Origin of the sequence: Pseudomonas palmensis, from assembly GCF_049942755.1 — a bacterium.
GTDB classification, from domain to species: domain Bacteria; phylum Pseudomonadota; class Gammaproteobacteria; order Pseudomonadales; family Pseudomonadaceae; genus Aquipseudomonas; species Aquipseudomonas palmensis.
Genome location: NZ_CP187958.1, coordinates 1,616,907 through 1,641,022, shown reverse-complemented (window position 1 = coordinate 1,641,022; position 24,116 = coordinate 1,616,907). Strand labels below are relative to the sequence as shown.

Annotated in this window: 21 protein-coding genes; 7 read left to right on the top strand and 14 right to left on the bottom strand. The window is 67.0% G+C overall.

Annotation, left to right across the window (positions count from 1 at the left end):
• Nucleotides 1–97: 97 nt before the first annotated feature.
• The 8 genes from ACPRTJ_RS07460 to cbiE form a co-directional block, all read right to left on the bottom strand.
• Complete coding sequence (locus tag ACPRTJ_RS07460; RefSeq protein ID WP_426428504.1) at nucleotides 98–2,236, bottom strand: TonB-dependent receptor; 2,139 nt, start codon at nucleotides 2,234–2,236, stop codon at nucleotides 98–100.
• Nucleotides 2,237–2,434: 198 nt separating this feature from the next.
• On the bottom strand, nucleotides 2,435–4,495 hold the full coding sequence (locus ACPRTJ_RS07455) for a TonB-dependent copper receptor (protein WP_054916155.1): 2,061 nt from the start codon (nucleotides 4,493–4,495) through the stop codon (nucleotides 2,435–2,437).
• 82 nt (nucleotides 4,496–4,577) lie between these two features.
• Nucleotides 4,578–4,994 (bottom strand): DUF2946 domain-containing protein, encoded by a 417-nt coding sequence (locus ACPRTJ_RS07450; RefSeq protein WP_054916154.1) that lies wholly within the window; start codon nucleotides 4,992–4,994, stop codon nucleotides 4,578–4,580.
• A gap of 20 nt (nucleotides 4,995–5,014) precedes the next feature.
• Complete coding sequence (locus tag ACPRTJ_RS07445) at nucleotides 5,015–5,485, bottom strand: copper chaperone PCu(A)C (protein ID WP_043863478.1); 471 nt, start codon at nucleotides 5,483–5,485, stop codon at nucleotides 5,015–5,017.
• Nucleotides 5,486–5,532: 47 nt separating this feature from the next.
• On the bottom strand, nucleotides 5,533–5,919 hold the full coding sequence (locus ACPRTJ_RS07440; RefSeq protein WP_054916153.1) for a DUF2946 domain-containing protein: 387 nt from the start codon (nucleotides 5,917–5,919) through the stop codon (nucleotides 5,533–5,535).
• Nucleotides 5,920–6,094: 175 nt separating this feature from the next.
• Nucleotides 6,095–6,808: a cobalt-precorrin-6A reductase gene (locus tag ACPRTJ_RS07435; protein WP_054916152.1), complete on the bottom strand. Its 714-nt coding sequence runs from the start codon at nucleotides 6,806–6,808 to the stop codon at nucleotides 6,095–6,097.
• Nucleotides 6,805–7,899, bottom strand: a complete 1,095-nt coding sequence (locus ACPRTJ_RS07430) for a cobalt-precorrin-5B (C(1))-methyltransferase (protein WP_258661163.1) — start codon at nucleotides 7,897–7,899, stop codon at nucleotides 6,805–6,807. Before ACPRTJ_RS07430 ends, ACPRTJ_RS07435 begins: the two co-directional genes overlap by 4 nt.
• Nucleotides 7,892–9,103: a precorrin-6y C5,15-methyltransferase (decarboxylating) subunit CbiE gene (gene cbiE / locus ACPRTJ_RS07425; protein ID WP_258661165.1), complete on the bottom strand. Its 1,212-nt coding sequence runs from the start codon at nucleotides 9,101–9,103 to the stop codon at nucleotides 7,892–7,894. Before cbiE ends, ACPRTJ_RS07430 begins: the two co-directional genes overlap by 8 nt.
• Nucleotides 9,104–9,204: 101 nt before the next feature.
• Between cbiE and cobG the strand changes: the two genes are divergently transcribed.
• The 7 genes from cobG to ACPRTJ_RS07390 all read left to right on the top strand — a co-directional run bounded on the left by cobG (nucleotide 9,205) and on the right by ACPRTJ_RS07390 (nucleotide 15,951).
• Nucleotides 9,205–10,548, top strand: a complete 1,344-nt coding sequence (gene cobG, locus ACPRTJ_RS07420; protein WP_426428500.1) for a precorrin-3B synthase — start codon at nucleotides 9,205–9,207, stop codon at nucleotides 10,546–10,548.
• A complete protein-coding gene (locus ACPRTJ_RS07415) occupies nucleotides 10,541–11,167 on the top strand; it encodes a precorrin-8X methylmutase (RefSeq protein ID WP_426428498.1) in 627 nt (208 codons plus the stop codon). Before cobG ends, ACPRTJ_RS07415 begins: the two co-directional genes overlap by 8 nt.
• Nucleotides 11,167–11,898 (top strand): precorrin-2 C(20)-methyltransferase, encoded by a 732-nt coding sequence (locus ACPRTJ_RS07410; RefSeq protein WP_054916149.1) that lies wholly within the window; start codon nucleotides 11,167–11,169, stop codon nucleotides 11,896–11,898. The genes ACPRTJ_RS07415 and ACPRTJ_RS07410 overlap by 1 nt, the downstream gene beginning before the upstream one ends.
• Nucleotides 11,898–13,604 (top strand): precorrin-3B C(17)-methyltransferase, encoded by a 1,707-nt coding sequence (gene cobJ / locus ACPRTJ_RS07405; RefSeq protein WP_229589700.1) that lies wholly within the window; start codon nucleotides 11,898–11,900, stop codon nucleotides 13,602–13,604. The genes ACPRTJ_RS07410 and cobJ overlap by 1 nt, the downstream gene beginning before the upstream one ends.
• Nucleotides 13,605–13,732: 128 nt before the next feature.
• Nucleotides 13,733–14,524 (top strand): hypothetical protein, encoded by a 792-nt coding sequence (locus ACPRTJ_RS07400; protein ID WP_058541565.1) that lies wholly within the window; start codon nucleotides 13,733–13,735, stop codon nucleotides 14,522–14,524.
• 55 nt (nucleotides 14,525–14,579) lie between these two features.
• The gene (locus ACPRTJ_RS07395) at nucleotides 14,580–15,311 is read left to right on the top strand and encodes a hypothetical protein (protein ID WP_426428496.1); all 732 of its coding nucleotides are present in this window, start codon (nucleotides 14,580–14,582) and stop codon (nucleotides 15,309–15,311) included.
• Nucleotides 15,298–15,951, top strand: a complete 654-nt coding sequence (locus ACPRTJ_RS07390; protein WP_043860476.1) for a hypothetical protein — start codon at nucleotides 15,298–15,300, stop codon at nucleotides 15,949–15,951. Before ACPRTJ_RS07395 ends, ACPRTJ_RS07390 begins: the two co-directional genes overlap by 14 nt.
• 3 nt (nucleotides 15,952–15,954) lie before the next feature.
• Here the strand turns inward: ACPRTJ_RS07390 and ACPRTJ_RS07385 are convergent, their stop codons facing one another.
• The 6 genes from ACPRTJ_RS07385 to dusB all read right to left on the bottom strand — a co-directional run bounded on the left by ACPRTJ_RS07385 (nucleotide 15,955) and on the right by dusB (nucleotide 23,958).
• Nucleotides 15,955–16,551, bottom strand: coding sequence for a MarC family protein (locus ACPRTJ_RS07385; protein WP_043860475.1), 597 nt, complete (start codon nucleotides 16,549–16,551; stop codon nucleotides 15,955–15,957).
• Nucleotides 16,552–16,590: 39 nt separating this feature from the next.
• Complete coding sequence (locus ACPRTJ_RS07380) at nucleotides 16,591–19,368, bottom strand: hybrid sensor histidine kinase/response regulator (RefSeq protein ID WP_043860474.1); 2,778 nt, start codon at nucleotides 19,366–19,368, stop codon at nucleotides 16,591–16,593.
• A gap of 92 nt (nucleotides 19,369–19,460) precedes the next feature.
• Complete coding sequence (gene purD, locus ACPRTJ_RS07375) at nucleotides 19,461–20,756, bottom strand: phosphoribosylamine--glycine ligase (RefSeq protein WP_426428494.1); 1,296 nt, start codon at nucleotides 20,754–20,756, stop codon at nucleotides 19,461–19,463.
• A 181-nt stretch (nucleotides 20,757–20,937) separates the two neighbouring features.
• Nucleotides 20,938–22,545, bottom strand: coding sequence for a bifunctional phosphoribosylaminoimidazolecarboxamide formyltransferase/IMP cyclohydrolase (gene purH, locus ACPRTJ_RS07370; protein ID WP_058541562.1), 1,608 nt, complete (start codon nucleotides 22,543–22,545; stop codon nucleotides 20,938–20,940).
• A gap of 82 nt (nucleotides 22,546–22,627) precedes the next feature.
• A complete protein-coding gene (fis, locus tag ACPRTJ_RS07365; RefSeq protein ID WP_003186237.1) occupies nucleotides 22,628–22,948 on the bottom strand; it encodes a DNA-binding transcriptional regulator Fis in 321 nt (106 codons plus the stop codon).
• Nucleotides 22,945–23,958, bottom strand: coding sequence for a tRNA dihydrouridine synthase DusB (gene dusB / locus ACPRTJ_RS07360; protein WP_043860471.1), 1,014 nt, complete (start codon nucleotides 23,956–23,958; stop codon nucleotides 22,945–22,947). Before dusB ends, fis begins: the two co-directional genes overlap by 4 nt.
• Between the last annotated feature and the right edge of the window lie 158 nt (nucleotides 23,959–24,116).

Genomic DNA, 24,116 nt, shown 5'->3' with positions numbered 1-24,116 from the left:
GTGTCGTCTATTCGGGCCTCTTCGCCGGCAAGGCCGGCTCCTGCAGGACCGGTGTGGTGTGTAGGAGCCGGCCTTGCCGGCGAATGGGGCGACGCGGTCAGAAGGTGTAGTCGGCCGTCACGAAGAACGAGCGCGGCTCACCCAGGATCCATTGCTGGCCGTCATTGTACTGACTTTGCGCGTACCGACGGTCGAACAGGTTGTTCAACTGCAGGCCCAGCGTGGTATCGCTGAGCACCTGCCACGCCACCGAGGCATCCACCACCGTGTAGCTCGGCAGCCGGGTAGTGTTGCCCATGTCGGCATAGCGCCCGTCCACATAGCGCACCCCGGCGCCGGCGCGCAGGCTGTCGGTCAGGCCCTTGCTCAGCCACAGGTTGGCGGTGCGCCCCGGTACGTCGGTGGGGCGGTTGCCGGCCCGCGATACCATCACGCCGTTCACCTCCTGCTCGAACTCGTCATAGCGTGCACGCACGAACGCGGCGTTGGCCTGTACCTGCCAGTCGTGCGGCAGCTGCAGGTCCAGGCTGGCCTCGATGCCGTCGGACGACTGCTTGCCCACCTGCAGTTGCCGGCCGGTGCCGATCTGCGACGGGTCGTCGGTGAGCAGGTCCTTCTTGACGATGTGGTACGCCGCCAGGGTCCATTCGCCACGCTGCTGCCAGAACTGCTGCTTGACCCCGACCTCGGTCTGGCGCGCCTTGGCCAGGCCGTACTGCTGCTGGTCGGGGCTCAGCGAGATCAAGCCGCCAACGCCATCGGTGCTGGTGGCGTGCTGGGCATACAGCGACGTTTCGGGGGTGAGGGCGAACACCAGCCCGGCCTTCCAGTTGTTGCCGTCCAGGCTGGTGTCGCTGCGTGTGTTGCCGGTCACTTCGCTGCGCAGGTCGTTGCGGTCCAGGTGCACCACGTCGCGGCGCACGCCCGTCACCAGCGACAGGCGCTCGGTGAGCTGCAGGCGGTTTTCGGCGAACAGCGCGAACTGGTGGGTCAGGCTGTCGAACTGCGGACGGTACGCCGAATCGCTGGCAAAGCCGCTGCGCTGCGGGTGGCGCAGGTCGATCGGCTCGCCGCCGACGATGCTGTCGTTGAATGGCGCGTTGCTGTTGAGCTGGAAGCGGATGCGGTTGTAGTCGGCGCCCACCAGGGTCTGGCTGTCGAGGCCGAACAGGCTGTGCCTGAAGGTGAAGGTCTGGCGATCACCCAGCTGCTCCTGCTGGTGCTTGATGCCGAAGTTGCCACTGCGCAGCAGTTGCTGGCTGGCCGCATCCCAGGTGTAGTTCTCGGCGTTCTGCCAGCGGCGGTTGGCCTTGAGGTAGTACAGCTCGTTGGTGGAGCTGACGCTGTCGCTGATCTGCCACTCGGTGGTCAGGCGCGTCCACTGGTCGTTGTAGTGCTGCTTGTCGTTGCTGATGTTGTAGTTCTTGTCGCGCAGGCTCTCGCGCAGGTGGCCGTTGATCAGCGGCGTGCCGAAGTAGTTCATCGGCTTCTGGTCGCCATAGTCGTGCGCCAGGGTGAAGGCCAGGTCGTCATTGGCCTGCCAGCGCAGCGCCGCACTGATGGCGGTGCTGCTGGAGTCGCCGTGGTCGATCCAGCCTTTGCTGCGCAGCTGGTTGATGTTCAGGCGGTAGCTCAGGCTGTCGGTGAGCGAGCCGCCGCTGTCGAGGGCGGTCTGCTGGCTGTCGTGGCTGCCGTAGCCCAGGCGCAGGTGGTTGACGATCTCGCCCTCGAAGGGCTTTTTCGGCACCACGTTGACCACCGCACCGGTGGCGCCTTCGCCATACAGCACCGAGGCCGGGCCGCGCAGAACGTCGATGCGTTCCACCGACCAGGTGTCTACCGGGAAGGTCACGGTGCCCATGCCGGTGTACATGCGGTTGCCGTCGAACAGCTGCATCACCGAGCTCTGCCCGGTGAAGCCGCGGGCCTGCAGCGAGGTGCCGCCATCGCCCGGGGTGCCGGTGCGGCTGATGCCGGTGCTGCGCGACACGCCGTCCTGTACGCTGCGATCGCCACGTGCGCGTACCTGCTCGCCGCTCAGGCTCTCGACGCTGCCCGGGGTTTGCAGGGCGTTCAGGTTCAGGCGCGAACCGGCGCTGGTCGGGGTATCGAGGCTGACCCGCTGTTCGGCGTCGGCCGTGGCGGTGATGGTGCCGGCAGGCAGGGTCAGGGTGTTGGCCAGGGCGCAATCGCACGCGGCCAGCAGGCTCAGGGAGCCGATCAGGTACTTGTTCATCGGAAGGGAAATCGCTTGTCCATAAGGCCCGGGCGCGTCGGTGCGCCGGGTTCGAGGCGGGTGTTTTTCGGGGCGTATAATGTAACATTTTGCCGATTGGCGGTAGCGCAGCGTGCTCATGTGCTGCATGAGCAGGGCTCAGGTTGGCGCCGCCGGTCTGCCAGAGGGCGCGGCCAGTGGCCGCGCCCGTGTGGTGCATCAGAAGCTCAGGTCGACCTTGGTCCAGAGGGTACGCCCTGGCTCGTTGATCGCCTGCGGATCACTGGCCGGGTAGCCGAAGCCGGCGTTGCCCGCCAGGTTCAGGTGCTCGGCGTAGGCCTTGTCGAACAGGTTGTCGACGCCGGCACTGAGCTTGATGTTCTTGCTCACGCGGTAGGTGCCGTTGAGCGAGAACACGCCGAAGCCTGCGCTTTTCTCGTAGTCCTTGCCCACCACGTTGCCGGAACCCTCGGCGATGCGGTTCTGCGCCGAGACCAGGCGCCACAGCGCACCGGCGCTCCAGGCGTCGCGGCTGTAGGTCAGGCCCAGGCGGCTTTCCAGCGGCGGCATCTGCGGCAGCGCCTTGCCATCGCTGCTGTTCTTGCCCCAGGCGTAGGCCAGGGTGGCGTCGGCTTTCCAGTTGGGCGCGAACTGATAGGCCGCGCCCAGCTCGCCGCCCATGATACGGGCATCGATGTTCTGCGCCTGGGAGCTGAGCATGCCCATCATGCCGGGACGGTAGTCGAACAGGATGTAGTCGCGCACCTGGCCGACATAGCCCGAGGCCCAGGCTTCGAGCTGCTCGGTCTTGTACTGGATGCCCACGTCGAGCTGGGTGGTCTTCTCCGGCTTGATCGAGTCGAACGCATTGAGCGAGCCGGCCGGGCCCGACTTGGGCGAGAACAGCTCCCAGTAGTCGGGGAAGCGCTGGGCATGGCCCAGGCCCACATAGGTGGTGGCCGGGAGGTCGAGCAGGTCGTGCTCGTAGCGCACGAACCCGCTGGGCAGGGTGTCGGCGCGGGTGTTGCCGCGGGTGGCGCTGGCTTCACGAAAATCCTTGGCCGAGGCGCGGTCCAGGCGCGCGCCGCTGACCAGGCGGTCCTGGCTGGAGGTTTCCCAGGTCAGCTCGCCGAACACGCCGTAGTTGTGAAAGTCCGCGTCCTTGGTCCAGGGCTCGGCCTTGTGCGCATCCACGCCCATGCCGCCGCGCTGGCGATGTTCGTTGGTCTGCGCATCGACACCGCTGACCAGGGTCACGTCCTCCCAGCGCCAGGTGGCCTTGAGCCGCCCGCCGAGGGTGCGGCGGTCGACGTTGCTGACCATCGGCCCGGCCATCATGCCGCTGGTGGGCGAGGTGCGCAGGCTGTAGTTGTCCATCACGTGGTCGGCGTAGTTGTAGTAGACCTGGGCTTCGAGCTTGTCGAGCACCCCGCCCAGGTTGGATTTCTCAAAGCGCAGGCCCAGGCTTTCGCGCTTGAACTGCGAACCGTCCATGCCGCGCCCGGCATAGCGCGCCTCGCCATCGCCCTTGCCGGCAGTGAGTTCGAGCAGGGTGTCGGCATCCGGGGTCCAGCCCAGGGCCACGTCACCGTTCCACTTGTCCCAGCGCGAGGGCACGGTGTCGCCGTTGCCGTCCTTGTAGTCGTCGGAGCGCGACTGGTTGCCGACAAAGCGTGCATAGCCCTGTGCGTTGCCTGCCGCAGCATCCAGCACCTTGTCGAAGCGCCCGTTGGAGCCGGCCAGCAGGCTTGCGTTGACGCGGCTGCCGAGCTCGCCGAACTGTTCGGGCTCGCGGTCGAAGAGGATGGTGCCGGCCGAGGCGCCGGGGCCCCACTGCACGCTCTGCGGGCCCTTGATCACGGTGAGGCGGTCGTAGGTTTCCGGCGAGATGTACGAGGTGGGTGCGTCCATGCGGTTGGGGCAGGCGCCGAGCATCACGCCGCCGTTGGTAAGGATGTTCAGGCGCGAGCCGAACATGCCGCGCAGCACCGGGTCGCCGTTGGTGCCACCGGCGCGGATGGCCGAGAAGCCCGGGATGGTCTTGAGGTAGTCGGCGCCGTCGCTGGCCGGTACCGGCTGGCGTGGGTCCTTGGGGTTGGTGACGATGGTCAGCGGCGAGCTGGGCGCCACGGCAGTGATCACCGTGGGGCTCAGTTCGGCGTGGTCGTGGCCTTCGTGGCCGCTGTCGGCGGCCAGGGCCACGTGGCTGAACAGGGTGCCGCACAGCAGGGCGATGGTGCCTTGCAGCGACAGGCGCAGGGTAACGGTAGAGCCGGACATAGTATTTCCAACATCGTGTGGTCGTGAGGGTGCGCAAGAGCCTCGGCAGCAAGCCGGGCCCTGGGGCGCATGCAAAGTGGGTTCAGACGACGATGTGGGCAGGTGGCGCGCGGCTGCGGGCGCCGGGGAAGATGGCCTGGCGAGCATGGCCCTGGCGCGGCTGGGCGCGCAGGGTGGTGTGGGGCGAGACGGCCTCGGTGTCGAGCAGGCTGAGCGTCTGCGGCAGCGCCGGGCAGTGGAAGAACAGGCTGCAGTAGCCGCACTTTTCCCAGATGACGTGCAGCGCTGCCGGGTTGTCGGCAGGGCTGCTGGCGTGGCTGCCTGAGTGGCAGTCCATGGCCATGTCCATGCCGGGCATGGAGGCACGGTGATCCATCGGCATCGACTGGGAGACCAGTGGGCCGATGAAGATCATCAACATGGCGAACAGGCTCAGCCAGCTGCCGCGTGCTCGTTGGAGGTCAGCGGGGCGGGCGAGCCTGCCACGGGGCAGGCGCATGGCGTGCAGCCGTCAGCGAATCAATGGCTGTGGGCGGTGCCCTCGGGGGCCTGTTTCTGCACGGCCACTTCGACCGTGATGTTGCCGGCCTTCTGGAAATGCAGGGTCAGCGGGAAGCGCTTGCCGTCGCTGAGCAGGCTGCGGTCCTTGGGCTGCATCAGCATCACGTGGTAGGCGCCGGGGGCGAACACCAGGTCGGCGCCGGCGGGGATGTCGACACCCTGCACCTGCTGCATCTTCATCAGGCCGTCCTTGTGCACATGCTCGTGCAGTTCGGCGTTGTCGGTGATCGGGCTGTCGACGCCGAGCAGGCGGTCGGCGCTCTTGCCGTTGTTGTGCACGATGAAATAGGCGGCCACGTTGGGGGCGTTGGGTGGCAGCTCCTGCGACCACGGGTGGGCGATATGCAGGTCGCCCACGGTGTATTCATGGGCGTTGGCAAAGGTGGCGGGCAGCAGCAGGGCGGCCAGCAGCAGGGCGTTCTTGAGCATGGTCAATCTCCGTTCGGGTCAGGTTCGCAACTGGTAGCGTAGTGAACTCAGGCCTGGGGGGAGGCGCGGGGATTGAGCGCGGGCCATTGCTGGCGTGGCGTGGGGTGGTAGCTGGCGAGTAGCGGTGACGGGGTGTTGAGGGTGTGCTCGGACGTCACCAGCCGTGGCGGGTGGCCGGGCAGGGCCAGCAGCGGGGCAGTGCCGGAGCAGCACCAGCAGTGCTGCATGGTGGAGTGGTCGTCGTTCTGCTGTTGGCCGTCGGGGGCATTCAGCGAGATGGCGATCATCTTGGTCACGCCGCTGGAGCAGAAGGTGCCCCACAGCAGTTGTTCGGGTTGGGCTTTTGCAGCGGCGGCGGACAACGGCATGGCCAGCAGATTGAACAGCACTGCGAAGCAGGCGATCCAGGCGTAGGCGAGCCGGTGTGCGGGCATGGGGAGATCCGGTCAGGAATCGAGTGGGGCTATTTAGCCAGATGTCGAAGTATATGTAAAAAAGCCGGGGTGTGATGGAGTGTCGCAGGTGGGGTAACTGCGTCGACAGCGCATCTATCCTTCCCCTGACCTTGTGTCAGCCTTTTTTGATCGACTCTGGAGCTGTGTGCACCCGTCAAAGCGCCGCCAGCACATCGGCGACGCCCACGAACTCCCGATCCACCCCCGCCAGCGCCGGCCGCTTCAGGATCAGTACCGGCACACCCCGCTCGCGCGCCACTTCGAGCTTGGGTTCGGTCGCGGCGCTGCCACTGTTCTTGCTGATCAGCACATCCACCCGGCAACGCTCGAACAACGCCCGTTCATCCTCCAGGCGAAACGGCCCCCGCGCGCCGATCACTTCGCATCGCGCATTCCCCTCGCACGCCTCCAGCGCGCGCAAGGTCCAGAACTGCTGCGCGGGTATCTCGTGCAGGTGCTGCAACGGCTCGCGCCCCAGGGTGAACAAGGGCCGGCGAAACGGTTTCAATGCCTCGATCAACTGCGTCCAGTCCGCCACTTCCCGCCAGTCGTCACCGGCCTGCGCCTGCCACGCCGGGCGCCGCAACGCCCAGCATTCAACCCCGGCCAGGCGCGCTGCCTGCGCCGCATTGCGGCTGATCTGCGCCGCATACGGGTGGGTCGCGTCGATCACCAGACCGATGCCTTCGGCCCGCAGGTAAGCGGCCAGGCCCTCGGCCCCACCATAGCCGCCCACCCGCACCTGGCACGCCAGGTCGCTGGGCACCCGGCCGATACCGGCCAGGCTGTAGACGTGCTGCGGGCCCAGCTGACGGGCTATCAACAGCGCCTCGGTCACGCCGCCCAGCAACAGGATGCGCCGGCTCATCGAACACCCGCCCGGCCGACGATGCCGCCCTGGCGGTCGATGGCGAACACCTCCACCTGTACCTGCGCCGGCACCACGCTACGGGCGAAAGCCAGCGCGTGCTCGCACACCGCATCCCCCAGCCCGACCCCCGCCGCACTGGCCAGGGCCAACGCCTGCTGGCTGGTGTTGGCGCCGATGATCGCCGCCTGCAACGCGGTGTCGGCACCTACCGCCGCTGCCCAGCCAGCCAGTTGTGGCAGGTCGATGCTCGAATGCCGGCTGTGCAGGTCCATGTGCCCGGCCGCCAGTTTGCTGATCTTGCCGAAGCCGCCGCAGATGCTCAGCTTGCCAACCGGCACCTTGCGCAGGTGCTTGAGCACCGCGCCGACAAAATCGCCCATCTCGATCAGGGCGATGTCGGGAATGCCGTAGACCCGGCGCATGGTGTCTTCGCTGGCATTGCCGGTACACGCGGCAATGTGTTCGTAGCCATTGGTCTTGGCCACGTCGATGCCCTGGTGGATCGAGGCAATGTAGGCCGCGCAGGAAAACGGCCGCACGATGCCACTGGTGCCCAGAATCGACAGCCCGCCGAGGATGCCCAGGCGCGGGTTCATGGTCTTGAGGGCCAGGCTGTCGCCGTCCTGCACGTTCACGGTGACCTCGAAGCCCCCCGCGTAATCGCACTCCAGCGCCAGACGCTGCAGGTGCTCGGTCATCATGCGCCGCGGCACCGGGTTGATCGCCGGCTCGCCCACCCCCAGCACCAGCCCGGGGCGGGTCACGGTGCCCACGCCGATGCCGGCGACAAAACGTACGCCCGGCTCGGCCAGCAGCCGCACCTGGCTGTAGAGCAGCGCGCCATGGGTCACGTCGGGGTCGTCGCCGGCATCCTTGAGGGTGCCGGCTTCGGCGCCTGGCCCGGCCAGCCGGCAGAACTCCAGGCGCATCTGCACCTGTCTGCCCTTGGGCAGGGTGATGTGCACCGCGTCGTCGCATTGCCCGCTCAACAGCAGGCGCGCCGCCGCCAGGCTGGTGGCAGTGGCGCAGCTGCCCGTGGTCAGGCCGCTGCGCAGCGGCGCCGGCTGTTCTGCGGTTTCGTCACGCATCGAGGGGCTTTACCAGATCAAGCAGGGTGATCGGCAGCGCCTGGCGCCAGGTGTCGAACTCGCCCAGCGGCTGCGCCTGGGCCACATGGATACGGGTGAGCTCGCCGCCATGACGTTCGCGCCAGCTCATCAGCAGGGTCTCGCTCTGCAGGGTCACGGCATTGGCCACCAGCCGGCCACCGGGGCGCAGGTGCGCCCAGCATTCGTCCAGCACGCCCTCGCGGGTCACGCCGCCACCGATGAAGATCGCGTGGGGCCGTTCCAGGCCCTGCAACGCCTGCGGGGCGCGCCCGCGCACCAGTTGCAGGCCAGGCACGCCCAGGGCGTCGCGGTTGTGTTCGATCAGTTGCTGGCGGCCGGCGTCGGCCTCGATGGCCAGTGCCCGGCAGCTGGGGTGGGCGCGCATCCATTCGATGCCGATCGAGCCGCTGCCGGCGCCCACGTCCCACAGCAGCTCGCCCGGCTGCGGGGCCAGGCGGGCGAGGGTGATGGCGCGCACGTCGCGCTTGGTGATCTGCCCGTCGTGCGCGAAGGCCGAATCGGGCAGGCCGGCCAGCGGCGACAGGCGCGGTGCATCGGCGCCGGCCCGGCAGTCGATGGCCACCAGGTTGAGGTCGGCGAAGTCGGCGTCCTGCCAGCCATCGGCACGGGCATCGATGCGCCGTTCGTCGGCGCCGCCCAGGTGCTCCAGCACGCTCAGGTGGCTGGGGCCGAAGCCGCGCTCGCACAACAGGGCGGCCAGGGCGGCGGGGCTGCTGCGGTCATTGCTCAGCACCAGCAGGCGCTGGCCGCTGTACAGGTGGGCGGCCACGGCGGCGACCGGGCGCGCTACCACCGACAGCGTGACCACGTCCTGCAGGGGCCAGCCCAGGCGGGCGGCGGCCAGCGAGTAGGAGGACGGGGCAGGCAGCACCCGCATGGCCTCGGCCGGCAGCTGGCGCGCCAGGCTGGCGCCTACGCCGTAGAGCATCGGGTCGCCGCTGGCCAGCACGCACACCGGCTCGCCACGTTCGGCCAGCAGCGGCGCCAGGGAAAACGGGCTGGGCCAGGCGACCCGTTCGGCGCGCGAGCAGTGGGGCAGCAGGGCCAGCTGGCGCGGGCTGCCGAACACCTTGGTGGCCCGCAGCAGGGCATGCCGAGCCTGTTTGCCCAGGCCCGTGAAGCCGTCTTCGCCAATACCTACTACCGTCAACCAGGGCGCCATGCCGTTCCTCTTCGCTTGCCTATCCGACCGGCTGGCTTAGCCTGCCGACGGACAAAGCAGGCATAATACCGCGCCTTTGTGCTACCAGCGCCTTTTGACGATTGCCGGGTGATCCCTTGCCACAACCCCTGCCCACTCCAGCTCTTCGCCCCTCGGCCTGCCCGGGGTTGTGGCGTATCGTGCAGGCGCTGGACGGCGGCATTTCACGCATCAAGCTCGACGCCGGCACCCTGAGCGCGGCCCAGGCACACGCAGTGGCCGACGCCGCCGAGCGCTTTGCCGGCGGCGTGATCGAGGTAACCAACCGCAGCAACCTGCAGATTCGCGGCATCGGTGCCGACCACGCCGGGCTGGTGGCATGCCTGCTCGACGCCGGCCTGGGCCCGCGCCAGGCGGCGGGCGACGATGTGCGCAACCTGATGCTCAGCCCGGCGGCCGGTCTCGACCCGGCCATGCTGTTCGACAGCCGGGCGCTGGCGGGGCAGATCCTCGAATCGCTGCAGACCTGCGAGCGCTTTCATCAGTTGTCTGCCAAGTTCGCCGTGCAACTGGACGCTGGCGAAGACCTGGCCATGCTCACCCACCCCCACGACCTGTGGCTGTCGGCACTGCGCCTGGACGGCGAGGTGTGGCTGGCCTTCGGCCTGGCCGGCTGCCCGGCCGAGGAGGGTGCGCTGGGCGCGGTGCCGCTGGCCGCTGGGCACGCGCTGGTGCTGGCGGTGTTGCAGCGGTTTCTCGACCTGGCCACTGCGCAGCAGGCGCGCATGCGCCAGTTGCTGGCCGAATGCGGCAGCGAGGCTTTCGTGCAGGGCCTTGGCGTGGCGCTGCGCCGCGACCACGCGGTGCTGGGCTGGCGCCGGCCGCGACGTGACCAGGCCCGCCATCTGGGTGTCTACCCACAGCGCCAGACGGGCAGGGTCGCGGTGGGCGCCGCCGCACCGTTGGGGCGCCTGAGCGCCGCGCAGTTGCGTGGCGCCGCGCACCTGGCCAGCAGCCTGGGCGACGCCAGCCTGCGCATGACGCCCTGGCAAAGCCTGCTGCTGCCCAATCTTGCCGCCACCGACGCCGAGCAGGCGCTGGCCGGGCTGGCAGCGCTGGGCTTGCTGTGCGACCCGGCGCAGCCGCTGGCGCGCATGGTGGCCTGCACCGGTTCGGCCGGCTGCGCCAAGGCCCTGGCCGACACCAAGGCCGACGCCGTGCAACTGGCGGCGCTGCTGCGCGAGCCGGGCCCGGTGGCCGGCATTCACCTGAGCGGCTGCGCGCGTTCCTGCGCGCTGGCCCACCGTGCACCGGCCACCCTGCTGGCGGTCGGGCCCGGGCATTACGACCTGTATTTTCACGACCCGGCGCAGCCGGGCCTGGGCGCCCCTGGCGGGCGCAACCTGACATTGAAAGAAGCGGGCGCGCAACTCGACGCCCGCCTACGGAGCAACCCCGATGATTGATTACATCCGCGACGGCCAGGAGATCTACCGCAACTCCTTCGCCATCATTCGCCAGGAGGCTCGCCTGGAGCGGATCCCGGCCGACCTGGAAAAACTCGCGGTGCGGATCATCCATGCCTGCGGCATGGTCGAGGTGGTCGACAAGCTGCGCTTCAGCGAAGGCGCCGGCAAGGCCGGGCGCGAGGCGCTGGCCAACGGTGCGCCGATCCTGTGCGATGCGCGCATGGTCGCCGAAGGCATCACCCGTGCACGCCTGCCGGCCAACAACGAGGTGATCTGCACCCTGCGCGACGACAGCGTGCCGGGCCTGGCCAAGGAGCTGGGCAACACCCGCTCGGCGGTGGCCCTGGAGCTGTGGCGCCCGCACCTGGAAGGCAGCGTGGTGGTGATCGGCAATGCGCCGACCGCATTGTTCTACCTGCTCGAGATGATCGATGCAGGGGCGCCGAAGCCTGCGCTGATCCTCGGTTTCCCGGTCGGTTTCGTCGGCGCGGCCGAGTCCAAGGCGATGCTCGCGGCCGACAGCCGTGGCGTGCCGTTCGTGATCGTCGAGGGCCGCCTGGGCGGCAGCGCGATGGCAGCAGCGGCGGTCAATGCCCTGGCCACGGAGGTCGAATGATGCAGCCACGCGGACGACTGCTTGGCCTGGGCGTGGGCCCCGGCGACCCCGAACTGATCACGGTCAAGGCGCTGCGCCTGCTGCGCGAGGCGCCAGTGGTGGCGTATTTCGTGGCCAAGGGCAAGCGCGGCAATGCCTTCGGCATCATCGAGGCGCACCTGCAGCAGGCGCAGACATTGCTGCCGCTGGTGTACCCGGTGACCACCGAGGCACTGCCGGCGCCGCTGTCGTATGAACAGGTGATCAGCGACTTCTACGACGGCGCCAGCCTGGAAGTGGCCGCGCACCTGGATGCCGGCCGCGACGTGGCGGTGATCTGCGAAGGCGACCCGTTCTTCTATGGCTCCTACATGTACCTGCACGACCGCCTGGCCGAGCGCTACGAGGCCCAGGTGATCCCCGGCGTGTGCTCGATGCTCGGGGGCGCCTCGGTACTCGGCGCGCCACTGGTGTACCGCAACCAGAGCCTGTCGGTGCTGTCGGGCGTGCTGCCGGCCGACGAGCTCAAGCGCCGCCTGGCCGATGCCGACGCGGCGGTGATCATGAAGCTGGGGCGCAATTTCCCCAAGGTGCGCCAGGTGCTGGCCGAACTGGGCCTGGCCGAGCGAGCGCTGTACGTGGAGCGCGCGACCATGGCCAACCAGAAGATCGTGGCGCTGGATGCGGTTGACCCGCAGTCCTCGCCATACTTCTCGCTGATCATCGTGCCGGGTGAACGGTGGCAAGGGTGATGACATCTCACGCACCGGCCATCGTGATCCTGGGCAAGGGCAGCCTGGCCACTGCCCGCAGGCTCCAGCAGCTGTACCCCGATGCATTGATCCACGGCCTGGCCGGGCGGGTCGAGGGCACGGACCGCAGCTACCAGGACTTCGGCGCCACCCTGCGCCAGTTGTACCAGCAGGACACCCCGATCATTGCCCTGTGCGCCGCCGGCATCGTGATTCGCAGCCTGGCCAGCGTGCTGCTGGAGAAGGGCGCCGAACCGCCGGTACTGGCCGTGGCCGAAGACGGCAGCGCCGTGGTGCCGCTGCTGGGCGGGCTGGGCGGGGTCAACGGGCTGGCCCGCGAGATCGCCGCCGGCCTCGGCGTGGCGCCGGCCATCACCACCAGCGGCGAGCTGCGCTTCGGCACCTGCCTGCTCAACCCGCCCAGTGGTTATGCGCTGGCCGACCTGGAGCTGGGCAAGCGTTTCGTGTCCGACCTGCTGGCCGGTGAAAGCGTGCGCATCGATGGCGCCGCGCCGTGGCTGGAACAGGCGCAACTGCCGCAGAGCGAGCAGGCGCAGCTGGCCATTCACGTGGGCTGCGATGCACGTGAGGCCGACGCCAACGAGCTGGTGATCTACCCGCGCTGCGTGCTGGTGGCCGTGAGTGCCCAGGTGCCGGAGCTGGCCGCGGCGGTGCGTGCGGCGCTGCACCGCGCGAAGATCGCCGAGCCGGCATTGGCCTGCCTGCTGGCGGCCGACAGCGAGATGGCCAGCCCGGCGTTGCACGCGGCAGCGGCCGAGCTGGGCGTGCCGTTGCGCTTCGCCCCGGCGGCCGGCAGCGTTGCCGAGCTGGCCGCGCAGGCCTGGCCGCAGTTGCTGGCGCCGCAGTGCGCAGGCGAGGGCGTGGCGATTGCGGTGGCCGGCCAGCCGATCGACCCGCAACGGATCGGGCGCGCCCGTGGCCGCCTGGCGGTGATCGGCCTGGGCCCGGGCGCCGCCGACCTGATGGTGCCGGCGGTCAAGGCCGAGCTGGCACGCGCCAATGACGTGCTGGGTTATGAAACCTATGTGCGCATGGCCGGCCCGTTCCGCGCCGATCAGGTGCTGCACTGCACCGACAACCGCGAAGAAATGCAGCGCGCACGGCATGCCTTCGAGCTGGCCGCGCAAGGCCGCTCGGTGGTGGTGGTATCGTCGGGCGACCCGGGTGTGTTCGCCATGGCAGCGGCGGTGCTCGAAGCCCTGCACGAGTCGACGGACCCGCAGTGGCACAGCGTCGAGCTGCAGGTGCTGCCGGGCGTCTCGGCCTCGCTGGCCACCGCCGCGCAGGCCGGTGCGCCGCTGGGGCATGACTTCTGCGTGCTGTCGCTGTCGGACAACCTCAAGCCCTGGGACATCATCGAGAAACGCCTGGACCTCGCCTGCCAGGCCGACCTGGCGCTGGCCTTCTACAACCCGATCTCGCGCTCGCGGCCCTGGCAGCTGGGGCGTGCCCTGGAGATCGTGCGCCAGCACCGAACGCCAGCCACCCCGGTGGTGCTGGGCCGTGACATCGGCCGCCCCGGCCAGACCCTGCGCACCCTGACCCTGGGCGAGCTGACGCCAGAGCAGGTGGACATGCGCACCATGGTGCTGGTGGGGTCGTCCACCACCTGCACCTTCGCGCGTGCCGACGGTGGCGAGTGGGTGTACACGCCGCGTTGGTATGGCGCCGGCCGCCCTGGATAGCCACAGGGTCTCGTAGGGAAAAAAAGGTGCGCCTGGAAACGGGCGCACCTTTTTTCATGCAGGCCCGGTGATAGTTTGCAGTGGCCTGGCTGTGCCGCGGCAAACCAAAACTGAACAAGGATGATGTTATGGATAACTCGACTGTGTTTCCCTGCGCGGAAAAAAGCGCTGAATTCTTCAGCAACCTGGAAGTACCGGATCTTCAGCATTCGCCGCTGTCCATGCGCGGGCTGCTGGCCAGTGAAGGGCTCGATGACGAAGCGGGCGAAGTGGCACTGATGACCAGCGAAGGCCCGACGATTCTGACCTTTGCCGACAAGCTGTCGGCGGACAAGCGCCAGATGGCCAAGGACGCCACCCTGTTCGCCGAGATGGTGGCCAACACCTCGGGCAGTATCCAGGAGCAGCCCCTGCAATGGCTGGCAGCCTACCGGGAGGCCATGCTGCACGCCGGCTGGTTCATGACCAGTTCGGACCGTCAGAGCTACAACACCAGCAAGCGCGACATCACCATGGACAGCGTGGTGCTGGAAATCGTCGCCTCGGTGGCCGGTGGCAACGCAGCCGCCATGATCCCGCTGGTTTCCAGGGCCCTCGACAAGCTCAAGGGCGACGAGGACATGATCACCCTGTTCAACAACAACAGCACCGGCGCGAGCAAGGACAGTTGCCGCATTCTGCCGTGCCTTGAAACGGATAACGGCGAAGCCGTGACACTGTTCATCGGGCTTGAATACAACAAGCGTACCGACAAGGGCGGCGCACTGTTCTGGAAGTGGGACAACGAAACCATGGACATCACTCAGGTGGCCACCATGGTCAACTGGAACGAACGTGTCTATCAGCGCAACAAAGACGACATCCACGACTACATGGGTATTTCCTCGGATAACTTCTTCAGGAAAATCAAGAAGAAGTAATTCTACCGGCACCGGTGTCAAGGCGCCGGTGCCGCTATCCTCAAGGAGTCGAGGCATGGCAATGCAGTACGAGACATGGGTCAATGGTGCGCAGCTGATTTCATTTCCCGGCGGGTTGAGCGCACCGGACAGGGATGATGTATTGAACTCCCACTTGCTGGCGCAGGTGTCGGCCAACCAGGACGGCCTGGTCACCGCCAACCCCCGGGCCTGGTTCAAGCGCAATGTGGACGGCCTGGGCCAGCTCATGTGGAGCACCCAGACCGTGCAGTCCGATGTGTCCAGGTTCGCCGGCCTGGATGACCTGAGCATCGTCGCGCTGGTGACCAGGCACCTGAAGAAGAAGTTGCCTGCGGCCATCGTGCGGCAGATGACCGACATGCTGGAGCAGATTTGCGAACTGGCCTACGAGCACCCGGCGCGCCAGCTGTTTCGTGCCCAGGTGCTCGCGCACAGCCAGGCCAGCCAGCGCACGGCGATCAACTTCCAGCTCAGTGCGTGTACTGCGCCAGACCAGGTGTTCAGCCTGTTTGTGAGCCTGGCGCTGGTGGTGCCGCTTCAGCAGGACTTTCTGCACCAGACGTTCTGTGGGGTCGACAGCCCGGGCGACGCGCTGTTCTTCTACAGCCACAAGCAGTTGTCGGTTGCGCGGTATGCGCGACTGCGCGAGATGACGGTGGCAGCCCTGGAGGACGATGCCGTTGTGCTCAGGCGGGTGGTGCCGCAGGCCAAGGCCAAGGCCAAGGCCGACGGCTCGCTGCAAGGGGGCACCCATGACCTCCACTGAACGTTCGCAGGTGATCGGCGACAACCGGGTGTCGTTCGGTGAGGGCATGGACCCTGCCGACATGCAGGACATGATGGACCTGATGGTGTACGCCGAGATGTACGCCAGCAAAGCGGTTGGCCAGCATGCCTCGCCGCAGGCCTGGAATGAGTTCCACCATGCCTGCCTGCTGCGGCATGGTTGCCGCCTGATCAGCTTTCTGTCGTCGGTGTCCACGGCTGCCCACGACCTGGCGCAGGTGCGTGCCTTCGAGGTCACGGTGGTACAGCGGGACGCCGAGGTGCTGTTTCACCAGGTGATCAGCCAGTCGCTGCGCGACCTCGACCTGGAGACCAAGGCCCGGCGCCACTTCGAGTCTTCGGCCATGCCCAGGCGCGACGTGGAGAAGGCCATGCACTGCAAGGTCACGCCCTGTTTCACCGATCGACGCAACCAGCCCATGCTGTGTTTCTGCGGGCTGGTGATGCGCTTTGAAGTGGACGTCGAACACGGCTTTCTGACCGATACCTACCGGCGCTACGTGACCCTGACGCCCCATGGTGGCTGCTACCTGTTCGATCGCCAGGCGTACGCGAGCCATCGCACGTTCGTACTGGCCCAGACCCGGGCACTCTCGGAAGGTTTCTTCCAGGACCGGTAGGGGCTAGAGCACCAGGTAGCCCTTGATCCCGGTGAAGATGATCTGCGCCGCCAGGGCGCACACGAACAGGCCCATCAGCCGGCTGACGATCTGCAGGCCCTGGTCGCCAAGCAGCCGTTCGATGCGGTGCGACAGAAACAGCACCAGGCCAACGGTGAAGCTGGCCAGGGCGATACTCACGATGGCCAGCAGCTTGTCGTCCCAGTGCGGCTGGCTGACGCCCATCACCAGCAGCGCACCGATGGTGCCGGGGCCGACGGTCAGCGGGATGGTCAACGGCACGATGGTCACGTCCTGCTGCACGTTGTCGGTGTTGACCGCCGACTTGCCCTGGGCCATGCCCAGCGCCGAGATGAACAGCACGCTGCCGGCGCCGATGCGAAACGCGTCGGGGGTGATGCCGAAGATGCCGAAGATTGCCCGCCCGAACAGGTACAGCAGCACGCTGGCGATCAGTACCGCCAGCGCCACGCGCCAGGCCAGTTGCTTGCGCTCCTTGCTGGAGTGGCCGCGGGTCAGGCTGATGAAGCAGGACAGGACGAAGAACGGGCTGTAGAGCACGAGCATCTTCAGGTAGACGCTGAACAACTCATGGAGCATGGCGTGGGCTCGCGGCAAAGGGGGCGTTGGGCAAGTGTATCAGTGGGGGACGGGCGCGTTGTCGGGCTGCTCGTGGGGCTTGCGGTGGGCCACCCAGTATTCGATCAGTTCGCGCAGTTGCGACAGCTCCACCGGCTTGGCCATGTGCCCGTCCATGCCGGCCTGGCGTGCGCGCTCCTTGTGCTCGGCCAGGATGTGCGCGGTCAGCGCCACCACCGGCGTGCGCGGGCGCAGGCTGACCGCCTCCCAGGCGCGCAGCTGCTGGGTGGCCGAGAAGCCGTCCAGCACCGGCATCTCGCAGTCCATCAGCACCAGGTCGTAGCGCTGCGCCTTCATGGCCTGCAGGGCTTCCTCGCCGTTGCTGGCGGTGTCGGGCTCCAGGTTGAGCTTGCCGAGCATGCCGCGGATCACCTTGGTGGAGATGTTGTTGTCTTCGGCCACCAGGATGCGGAAGTCGGCGGGCACGTCCAGCGGGGTGGCCAGGCTGGGCGGCTGCATGCCGAGCATCTGGCCCTTGCTGCGCTGGGCCAGTTCTTCGGCCAGGGTGGTCTTGAGGGTGTAGCCGGCCACGGGCTTGGCCAGGATGCGCTTGACCCCGGCGTTGCGGGCGATGACCTTGCTCGGCGCATTGGTGATGCCGGTGAGCATGATGATCAGGATGTCGTGGTTCAGGCTCGGATCTTCCTTGATCTTGGCGGCCAGTTGCATGCCGGTCATGCCGGGCATGTTCTGGTCGAGCAGCACGGCATCGAAGTAGTCGCGCAGGTGCGCCTTGGTGCGCAGCAGGGCCAGGGCTTCCTTGCCCGAGGGCACGGCGCTCACGTTCATGCCCCAGGCGCTGCACTGCTGCACCAGCACCTTGCGGCAGGTGTCGTTGTCGTCCACCACCAGCACCCGGGCATCGCGCAGCGGGCCGTCGAGGTCGGCGGCGGGCTGTTCGAGGCGCTGCGGGTCCAGCGGCAGGGTCATCCACAGGGTGTTGCCCTGGTTGTGGCTGGTCTTGATGCCGAACTCGCCCTGCATCAGGGCGATCAGTTGCTTGGCGATCACCAGGCCCAGCAGGCCGCCGAGCTTGTTGCTCGACAGCACGTGCTCGCTGTGCAACTCGGCCTGCAGCAATGCCTCGCGCTCGCTGGGCGGGATCGGTTCGCCGCTGTCCTGCACGGCCAGGCGCAGGCGCGGGCTGCTGCCGCGCTGGTCCAGTGCCACCACCAGCAGGATCTCGCCCTGCTCGGTCTTTTTCAGGGCGTTTTCCAGCAGGCTCAGCAGGGCCTGACGCAGGCGCGTGGGGTCACCGCTGATGACCCGCGGCACCTGCGGCTGGGTGAAGCTGATCAGTTCGATGTTCTGCTGTTCGGCCTTGGCCCTGAAGATGCTCAGGCAGTCCTCGATCAGGGCGTTGAGGTCGAACTGCACGTCATCCAGCTCGATCTGGCCGGACTCGAGCTTGGAGATGTCGAGGATCTCGTTGATCAGGGTCAGCAGCTCGTTGCCGGCACTGTGGATGGTCTGCACATAGTCGCGCTGCTTGACCGACAGCGGGGTGCCCAGCAGCAGTTCGGTCATGCCCAGCACACCGTTCATCGGGGTGCGGATCTCGTGGCTGATGCGTGCCAGAAACTCTGCCTTGGCGTTGATTTCGGCGGTGCTGGCGGCCAGCTCGCGGCTGGCGCTGAAGCGCGCCTCGCTGATGCTGCGCAGGCGCTCGCCCAGGGCCATGTTGAGCAGAAGGCCGGTGAAGGCGGTGAACCCCAGCAGGATGAACAGCAGCCATTCGGTGGGGGTGCGGGTAAGGCCCAGCAGCGCCGGCAGCACCACCAGGCAGCCCAGGTTGAACACCAGCATGGCCAGGCTGAACAGGCGCGCCGGGGCGAAGCCGCGCACCCAGTGGCAAACGGCCGTGATCAGCATGCTCAGGCTGGCCAGGGCCACCAGCGCGTAGGTGGCCAGGTTCAACGGCAAGGTGTCGACGAACAGCAGCAACAGGCCGCCGATGGCGATCAGCAGGATCTCGCCTTGCAGCAGGCGGGCCAGGCGCGGCTGCTGCAGGGGGGCGAAGAAGCGCAGGGTGAAGGCCAGCCCGCAGAGGCTGGCGAGCAGGGCGGTGAGGTAGGCGGCCGGGGTCTGCGAAGTCTGCCAGAGGTTCCACGGCCCGCTCAGGTTGAGCAGGATCAGCGCGCTGAGCAGCATCAGGCTGTGGTAGCCGGCCAGCCACAGGCTGCTGGTGGAGCGCGAATAGCCGAAGCGCACCAGGTTGTGCAGGATCAGCATGCCCATGCAGCCGAACAGCAACCCGAACAGCAGTGGCTGGCGCTGGTCGGCGGCGGCGCTCACGGCGGGCATCAGGCTGATGCCGGGCCGCAGCTGGTGCTCGGAGACCAGCCGCAGGTAGAGGTCCTGGGCCTGGTCGCTGCTCGGCACCGCCAGCAGGTGATCGTTGGTGGTCAGGCTCACCGGGCCGTTGGTGTCCGGGCGGCCGTTGTGGGACTGCTCGATCAGCCGGGCGCCGTCGACCACATACAGGTTCAGGTGCGACAGGTCCGGGGCGAACAGGCGCAGTACCTGTTCGGGCTGGTGTGGGGGCAGGTGGTAATGCAGCCAGAGCGCCTGCTGGGGCTCGGCGGCATCGAGCTGGTTGAGCTCGATGGGACTGAACTGGTTACGGTAACGCTCGGAACGGATGTCGCTCAGTTGCAGGTTGGCCTGATCGTCGAGCAATACCGACCACCCACTGCCCGAATCGGCCGTGGCCGGGAACAGGCAGAGCAGAGTCAGCAGGCTGACGGTGAGTCCAATGGCAATCCTGAGCCAACGCACGAGATATCCCTTCCTAGCCAAATGCCGGTTTGCAACTATGCGCGGCGTGCCAAGCCGAAGGCAAGGCCCCTTTGGAGCCTTGCCGTGTCAGCTTACTCCTGGTGCTCGCCACGTTCACGGGCGATGGCGCGGTAGCCGATGTCGGTGCGGTAGAAACTGCCGTCCCACTCGATTTCGGCGGCCAGGCGGTAGGCCTGCTGCTGCGCGGCTTCGACGGTCTCACCCAGGGCAGTGGCACACAGTACGCGACCACCGCTGGTGACCACCTGGCCGTCCTTGAGGGCGGTACCGGCATGGAACACCTTGCCGGTGAGCTTGGCTGCGGCGTCCAGGCCGCTGATCGGTGCACCCTTGGCGTAGTCGCCCGGGTAGCCGCCGGCGGCCAGTACAACGCCCAGGCTCGGCTGCGGGTTCCACTGCGCTTCGACCTTGTTCAGGGCCTTGGCGAACGCCGCTTCGATCAGCAGCACCAGGCTCGATTCCAGGCGCAGCATCACCGGCTGGGTTTCCGGGTCGCCGAAGCGGCAGTTGAACTCGATGACCTTGGGGTTGCCGGCCTTGTCGATCATCAGCCCGGCATACAGGAAGCCGGTGTACACGTTGCCTTCGGCAGCCATGCCGTTGACGGTCGGCCAGATCACCTGGTCCATCACGCGCTGGTGGACCTCGGCAGTGACCACCGGGGCTGGCGAGTAGGCGCCCATGCCGCCGGTGTTGGGGCCGGTGTCGGCGTTGCCGACGCGCTTGTGGTCCTGGCTGGTGGCCATCGGCAGCACGTTCTGCCCGTCGACCATGACGATGAAGCTGGCTTCCTCGCCGTCGAGGAACTCTTCGATGACCACGCGCGAACCGGCGTCGCCGAAGGCATTGCCGGCGAGCATGTCGCGTACCGCGTCCTCGGCTTCAGCCAGGGTCATGGCGACGATCACGCCCTTGCCCGCGGCCAGGCCGTCGGCCTTGATCACGATCGGTGCGCCTTTTTCGCGCAGGTAGGCCAGGGCCGGCTCCACTTCGGTGAAGTTCTGGTAGTCGGCGGTCGGGATCTTGTGACGGGCCAGAAAGTCCTTGGTGAAGGCCTTGGAGCCTTCCAGCTGCGCCGCGCCCTTGGTGGGGCCGAAGCAGTCCAGGCCGCGGCTGCGGAACAGGTCGACCACGCCGGCCACCAACGGGCCCTCGGGGCCGACGATGGTCAGGGCGACGTACTTCTCGGCGAAGTCGGCCAGTTGGTCCAGGGCGGTGACGTCGATGTCGACGTTCTTGCACTTGGCTTCGGTGGCGGTGCCGGCGTTGCCGGGGGCGACGAAGACAGTCTCGACGCGAGGGTCCTGGGCAACTTTCCAGGCCAGGGCGTGTTCGCGGCCGCCGCTACCGATGATCAAAACGTTCATGTCAAAACCTCGATGACGCTAATTCGGATGAGTGCTGTTCTGTGCAAGTCATTGCAAGAGCGAGGTCCTGTGGGAGCGGGCTTGACCCGCGATGGGGGCCACGCGATCAGGAAGTACCGCGTCGCTCGCATCGCGGGTCAAGCCCGCTCCCACAGGGATATGTCTGCACCTTTTCTGTTGGTCAGTGACGGAAGTGGCGCATGCCGGTGAACACCATCGCGATGCCGGCTTCGTCCGCCGCAGCAATCACCTCGGCATCACGCATCGAACCGCCCGGCTGGATCACCGCAGTGATACCCACCTTGGCCGCGTTGTCGATACCGTCGCGGAACGGGAAGAACGCATCCGAGGCCATGACCGCACCCTGTACCTGCAGGCCGGCATGCTCGGCCTTGATCGCGGCGATGCGCGCCGAGTTCACGCGGCTCATCTGGCCGGCGCCGACACCGATGGTCTGGCGGTTCTTGGCGTAGACGATGGCGTTGGACTTGACGTACTTGGCCACTTTCCAGGCGAAGATCAGGTCGTGGATTTCCTGCTCGGTCGGCGCACGCTTGGTCACCACCTTCAGGTCGCCCTCGGTGATCATGCCGATGTCGCGGCTCTGTACCAGCAGGCCGCCGGTGACGCGCTTGTAGTCCCAGGCAGCGGCACGCTCGGCCGACCACTGGCCGCACGCCAGCAGGCGCACGTTGGCCTTGGCGGCCACCACGGCGCGGGCTTCTTCGCTCACGCTCGGGGCGATGATCACTTCGACGAACTGACGCTCGACGATGGCCTTGGCGGTTTCGGCATCCAGCTCGCGGTTGAACGCGATGATGCCGCCGAAGGCTGATTCGGTATCGGTGGCGTAGGCCAGCTCGTAGGCCTGGCGGATGCCGCCCTCGGCGTCCGGGCTGACGGCCACGCCGCACGGGTTGGCGTGCTTGACGATCACGCAGGCCGGCTTGACGAAGCTCTTGACGCATTCCAGCGCGGCGTCGGTGTCGGCCACGTTGTTGTACGACAGCTCCTTGCCCTGCAGCTGGGTGGCGGTGGCGATGCCGGCCTCGCTCGGCTTGGCCTCGACGTAGAACGCCGCGCTCTGGTGCGGGTTCTCGCCGTAGCGCATTTCCTGGGCCTTGACGAACTGGCTGTTGAAGGTGCGCGGGAACTGGCTGCGGTCTTCGGTGCTCAGGGTGTCGGCCGACTGGTTCACGGTGCCCATGTAGTTGGCGATCATGCCGTCGTAGGCGGCGGTGTGCTCGAACGCCTTGAGCATCAGGTCGAAGCGCTGGGCGTAGGTCAGGCCACCGGCCTTGAGGCTCTCGAGTACCTGGCCGTAGTCGCTGGCGTTGACCACGATGGCCACGTCCTTGTGGTTCTTGGCCGCCGAGCGAACCATGGTCGGGCCGCCGATGTCGATGTTCTCGATGGCGGTCGGCAGGTCGCAGCCCGGCTTGGAGATGGTGGCTTCGAAGGGGTACAGGTTGACGGCGACCAGGTCGATCGGCTTGATCCCGTGCTCGGCCATGATGGCGTCATCGGTACCGCGACGGCCGAGGATGCCACCGTGGATCTTGGGGTGCAGGGTCTTGACCCGGCCGTCCATCATTTCGGCAAAGCCGGTGTAGTCGGCAACTTCCACCGCGGCGACGCCATTGTCCTGGAGCAACTTGAAGGTGCCACCGGTGGACAGGATCTCGACGCCGAGCTGTTGCAGCTCACGGGCGAATTCGAGGATTCCGGTCTTGTCGGAAACGCTGATCAAGGCGCGGCGGATCGGCAGGCGGGTAGTCTGGTCGGTCATTTCAGATTCCATAACGCGGTGGAGTCAGCAAAAAAGGCGACCTCATCGAATGGGAGCCGCCTTTTCTGGTGTGGATTCGTTGTTACAGCAGATCGTACTGCTTGAGCTTCTTGCGCAAGGTGCCCCGGTTGAGCCCCAGCAGCTCGCTGGCCTTGGTCTGGTTGCCCTTGACGTAGTTCATCACGCTTTCGAGCAAGGGTGCCTCGACTTCAGAGAGCACCAGGTTGTACACGTCCGTGACAGCAGCGCCCTCGAGGTGCGCAAAGTAGTTGTGCAGCGCCTTCTCCACGCTCCCGCGAAGGGTCTGGCCCTCTTCGCTCGGGGTGTTCAGGTGCTGTTTCAGGTTGACGTTGTCGCTCACGGGCGTTGTTCCACTCACTAAAGTCTCGGTCATCATCGTCATGCGGCCACCCCTTGTCCGTCCTCTGTCTCAAGGCTCTGTTCACGTTCGCGGAAAAACTCGCGAACGTCGGCGCACTGCGCGTGTGTTTCTTCCAAACCATTGAAGCGGGCGCGAAACTCCCTGGCGCCCGGTAACGTTGCCAGGTACCAGCCCACATGCTTGCGGGCGATACGCACACCCATCACATCGCCATAGAAGGCGTGCAGCGCGGCCAGGTGCTCCAGCAGAATTCGTTCCACTTCAGCCAACTGCGGTGCCGGCAACAGCTCGCCGGTGCGCAGGTAGTGCTCGACCTCGCGAAAGATCCACGGCCGCCCCTGGGCGGCGCGGCCGATCAGCAGGCCGTCGGCGCCGGTGGCGTCGAGCACCTGTCGGGCCTTTTGCGGCGACGTGATGTCGCCATTGGCAAATACCGGTATCGACACCGCCTGCTTGATGGCGGCGATGGTGTCGTACTCGGCGTCGCCGGTGTACAGGTCGGCACGGGTGCGGCCATGTACGGCCAGTGCCTGAATGCCTGCCTGCTCGGCGATCTTCGCCACGGTCAGGCCATTCTTGTTGTCCCGGTCCCAGCCGGTGCGGATCTTGAGGGTAACGGGTACGTCCACGGCGGCGACCACCGCCTGGAGGATCTCGTTGACCAGCACTTCATCCTTCAATAAAGCAGAGCCTGCAGCTTTGTTGCAGACTTTTTTTGCCGGGCAGCCCATGTTGATATCGATGATCTGCGCGCCGGCCTCGACATTGGCCCGGGCCGCGGCCGCGAGCATCTGCGCGTCACCGCCGGCGATCTGCACCGAGCGGGGCTCGGGATCGCCATCGTGAATCATGCGCAGGCGCGACTTGCGGCTGTTCCACAGGCTCATGTCGCTGCTGACCATTTCGGACACCACCAGGCCTGCGCCCATTCGTCGGCACAGCTGACGAAAAGGCTGGTCCGTGACCCCGGCCATCGGGGCAAGGATCAGGGCGTTCTGCAGTGTGTATGGGCCGATGCGTACCGCCGACATAGGAGTTCCCTGTTGTGGGGGCCGATCTTAGAGTTCGAAAAAGGGTGGGCATGATACCCGCTCTCGGTGACCGGATAAAGGTCGATCTGGATAAAATATGAACAGTTTGAGCGGCAAGCGACAAGCTTCAAGCCCCAGCCAAAAGCAGGAGTGGCGTG

What these genes read in the sequence shown, in the direction of transcription:
- ACPRTJ_RS07455 (WP_054916155.1), bottom strand. Translation starts at nt 4,495, where the DNA reads ATGTCCGGCTCTACCGTTACCCTGCGCCTGTCGCTGCAAGGCACCATC.
- ACPRTJ_RS07430 (WP_258661163.1), bottom strand. Translation starts at nt 7,899, where the DNA reads ATGCGTGACGAAACCGCAGAACAGCCGGCGCCGCTGCGCAGCGGCCTG.
- ACPRTJ_RS07445 (WP_043863478.1), bottom strand. Translation starts at nt 5,485, where the DNA reads ATGCTCAAGAACGCCCTGCTGCTGGCCGCCCTGCTGCTGCCCGCCACC.
- ACPRTJ_RS07450 (WP_054916154.1), bottom strand. Translation starts at nt 4,994, where the DNA reads ATGCGCCTGCCCCGTGGCAGGCTCGCCCGCCCCGCTGACCTCCAACGA.
- ACPRTJ_RS07410 (WP_054916149.1), top strand. Translation starts at nt 11,167, where the DNA reads ATGCAGCCACGCGGACGACTGCTTGGCCTGGGCGTGGGCCCCGGCGAC.
- ACPRTJ_RS07390 (WP_043860476.1), top strand. Translation starts at nt 15,298, where the DNA reads ATGACCTCCACTGAACGTTCGCAGGTGATCGGCGACAACCGGGTGTCG.
- ACPRTJ_RS07460 (WP_426428504.1), bottom strand. Translation starts at nt 2,236, where the DNA reads ATGAACAAGTACCTGATCGGCTCCCTGAGCCTGCTGGCCGCGTGCGAT.
- cbiE (WP_258661165.1), bottom strand. Translation starts at nt 9,103, where the DNA reads ATGGCGCCCTGGTTGACGGTAGTAGGTATTGGCGAAGACGGCTTCACG.
- ACPRTJ_RS07415 (WP_426428498.1), top strand. Translation starts at nt 10,541, where the DNA reads ATGATTGATTACATCCGCGACGGCCAGGAGATCTACCGCAACTCCTTC.
- purH (WP_058541562.1), bottom strand. Translation starts at nt 22,545, where the DNA reads ATGACCGACCAGACTACCCGCCTGCCGATCCGCCGCGCCTTGATCAGC.
- cobJ (WP_229589700.1), top strand. Translation starts at nt 11,898, where the DNA reads ATGACATCTCACGCACCGGCCATCGTGATCCTGGGCAAGGGCAGCCTG.
- ACPRTJ_RS07400 (WP_058541565.1), top strand. Translation starts at nt 13,733, where the DNA reads ATGGATAACTCGACTGTGTTTCCCTGCGCGGAAAAAAGCGCTGAATTC.
- ACPRTJ_RS07395 (WP_426428496.1), top strand. Translation starts at nt 14,580, where the DNA reads ATGGCAATGCAGTACGAGACATGGGTCAATGGTGCGCAGCTGATTTCA.
- fis (WP_003186237.1), bottom strand. Translation starts at nt 22,948, where the DNA reads ATGACGATGATGACCGAGACTTTAGTGAGTGGAACAACGCCCGTGAGC.
- dusB (WP_043860471.1), bottom strand. Translation starts at nt 23,958, where the DNA reads ATGTCGGCGGTACGCATCGGCCCATACACACTGCAGAACGCCCTGATC.
- ACPRTJ_RS07435 (WP_054916152.1), bottom strand. Translation starts at nt 6,808, where the DNA reads ATGAGCCGGCGCATCCTGTTGCTGGGCGGCGTGACCGAGGCGCTGTTG.
- ACPRTJ_RS07385 (WP_043860475.1), bottom strand. Translation starts at nt 16,551, where the DNA reads ATGCTCCATGAGTTGTTCAGCGTCTACCTGAAGATGCTCGTGCTCTAC.
- purD (WP_426428494.1), bottom strand. Translation starts at nt 20,756, where the DNA reads ATGAACGTTTTGATCATCGGTAGCGGCGGCCGCGAACACGCCCTGGCC.
- ACPRTJ_RS07440 (WP_054916153.1), bottom strand. Translation starts at nt 5,919, where the DNA reads ATGCCCGCACACCGGCTCGCCTACGCCTGGATCGCCTGCTTCGCAGTG.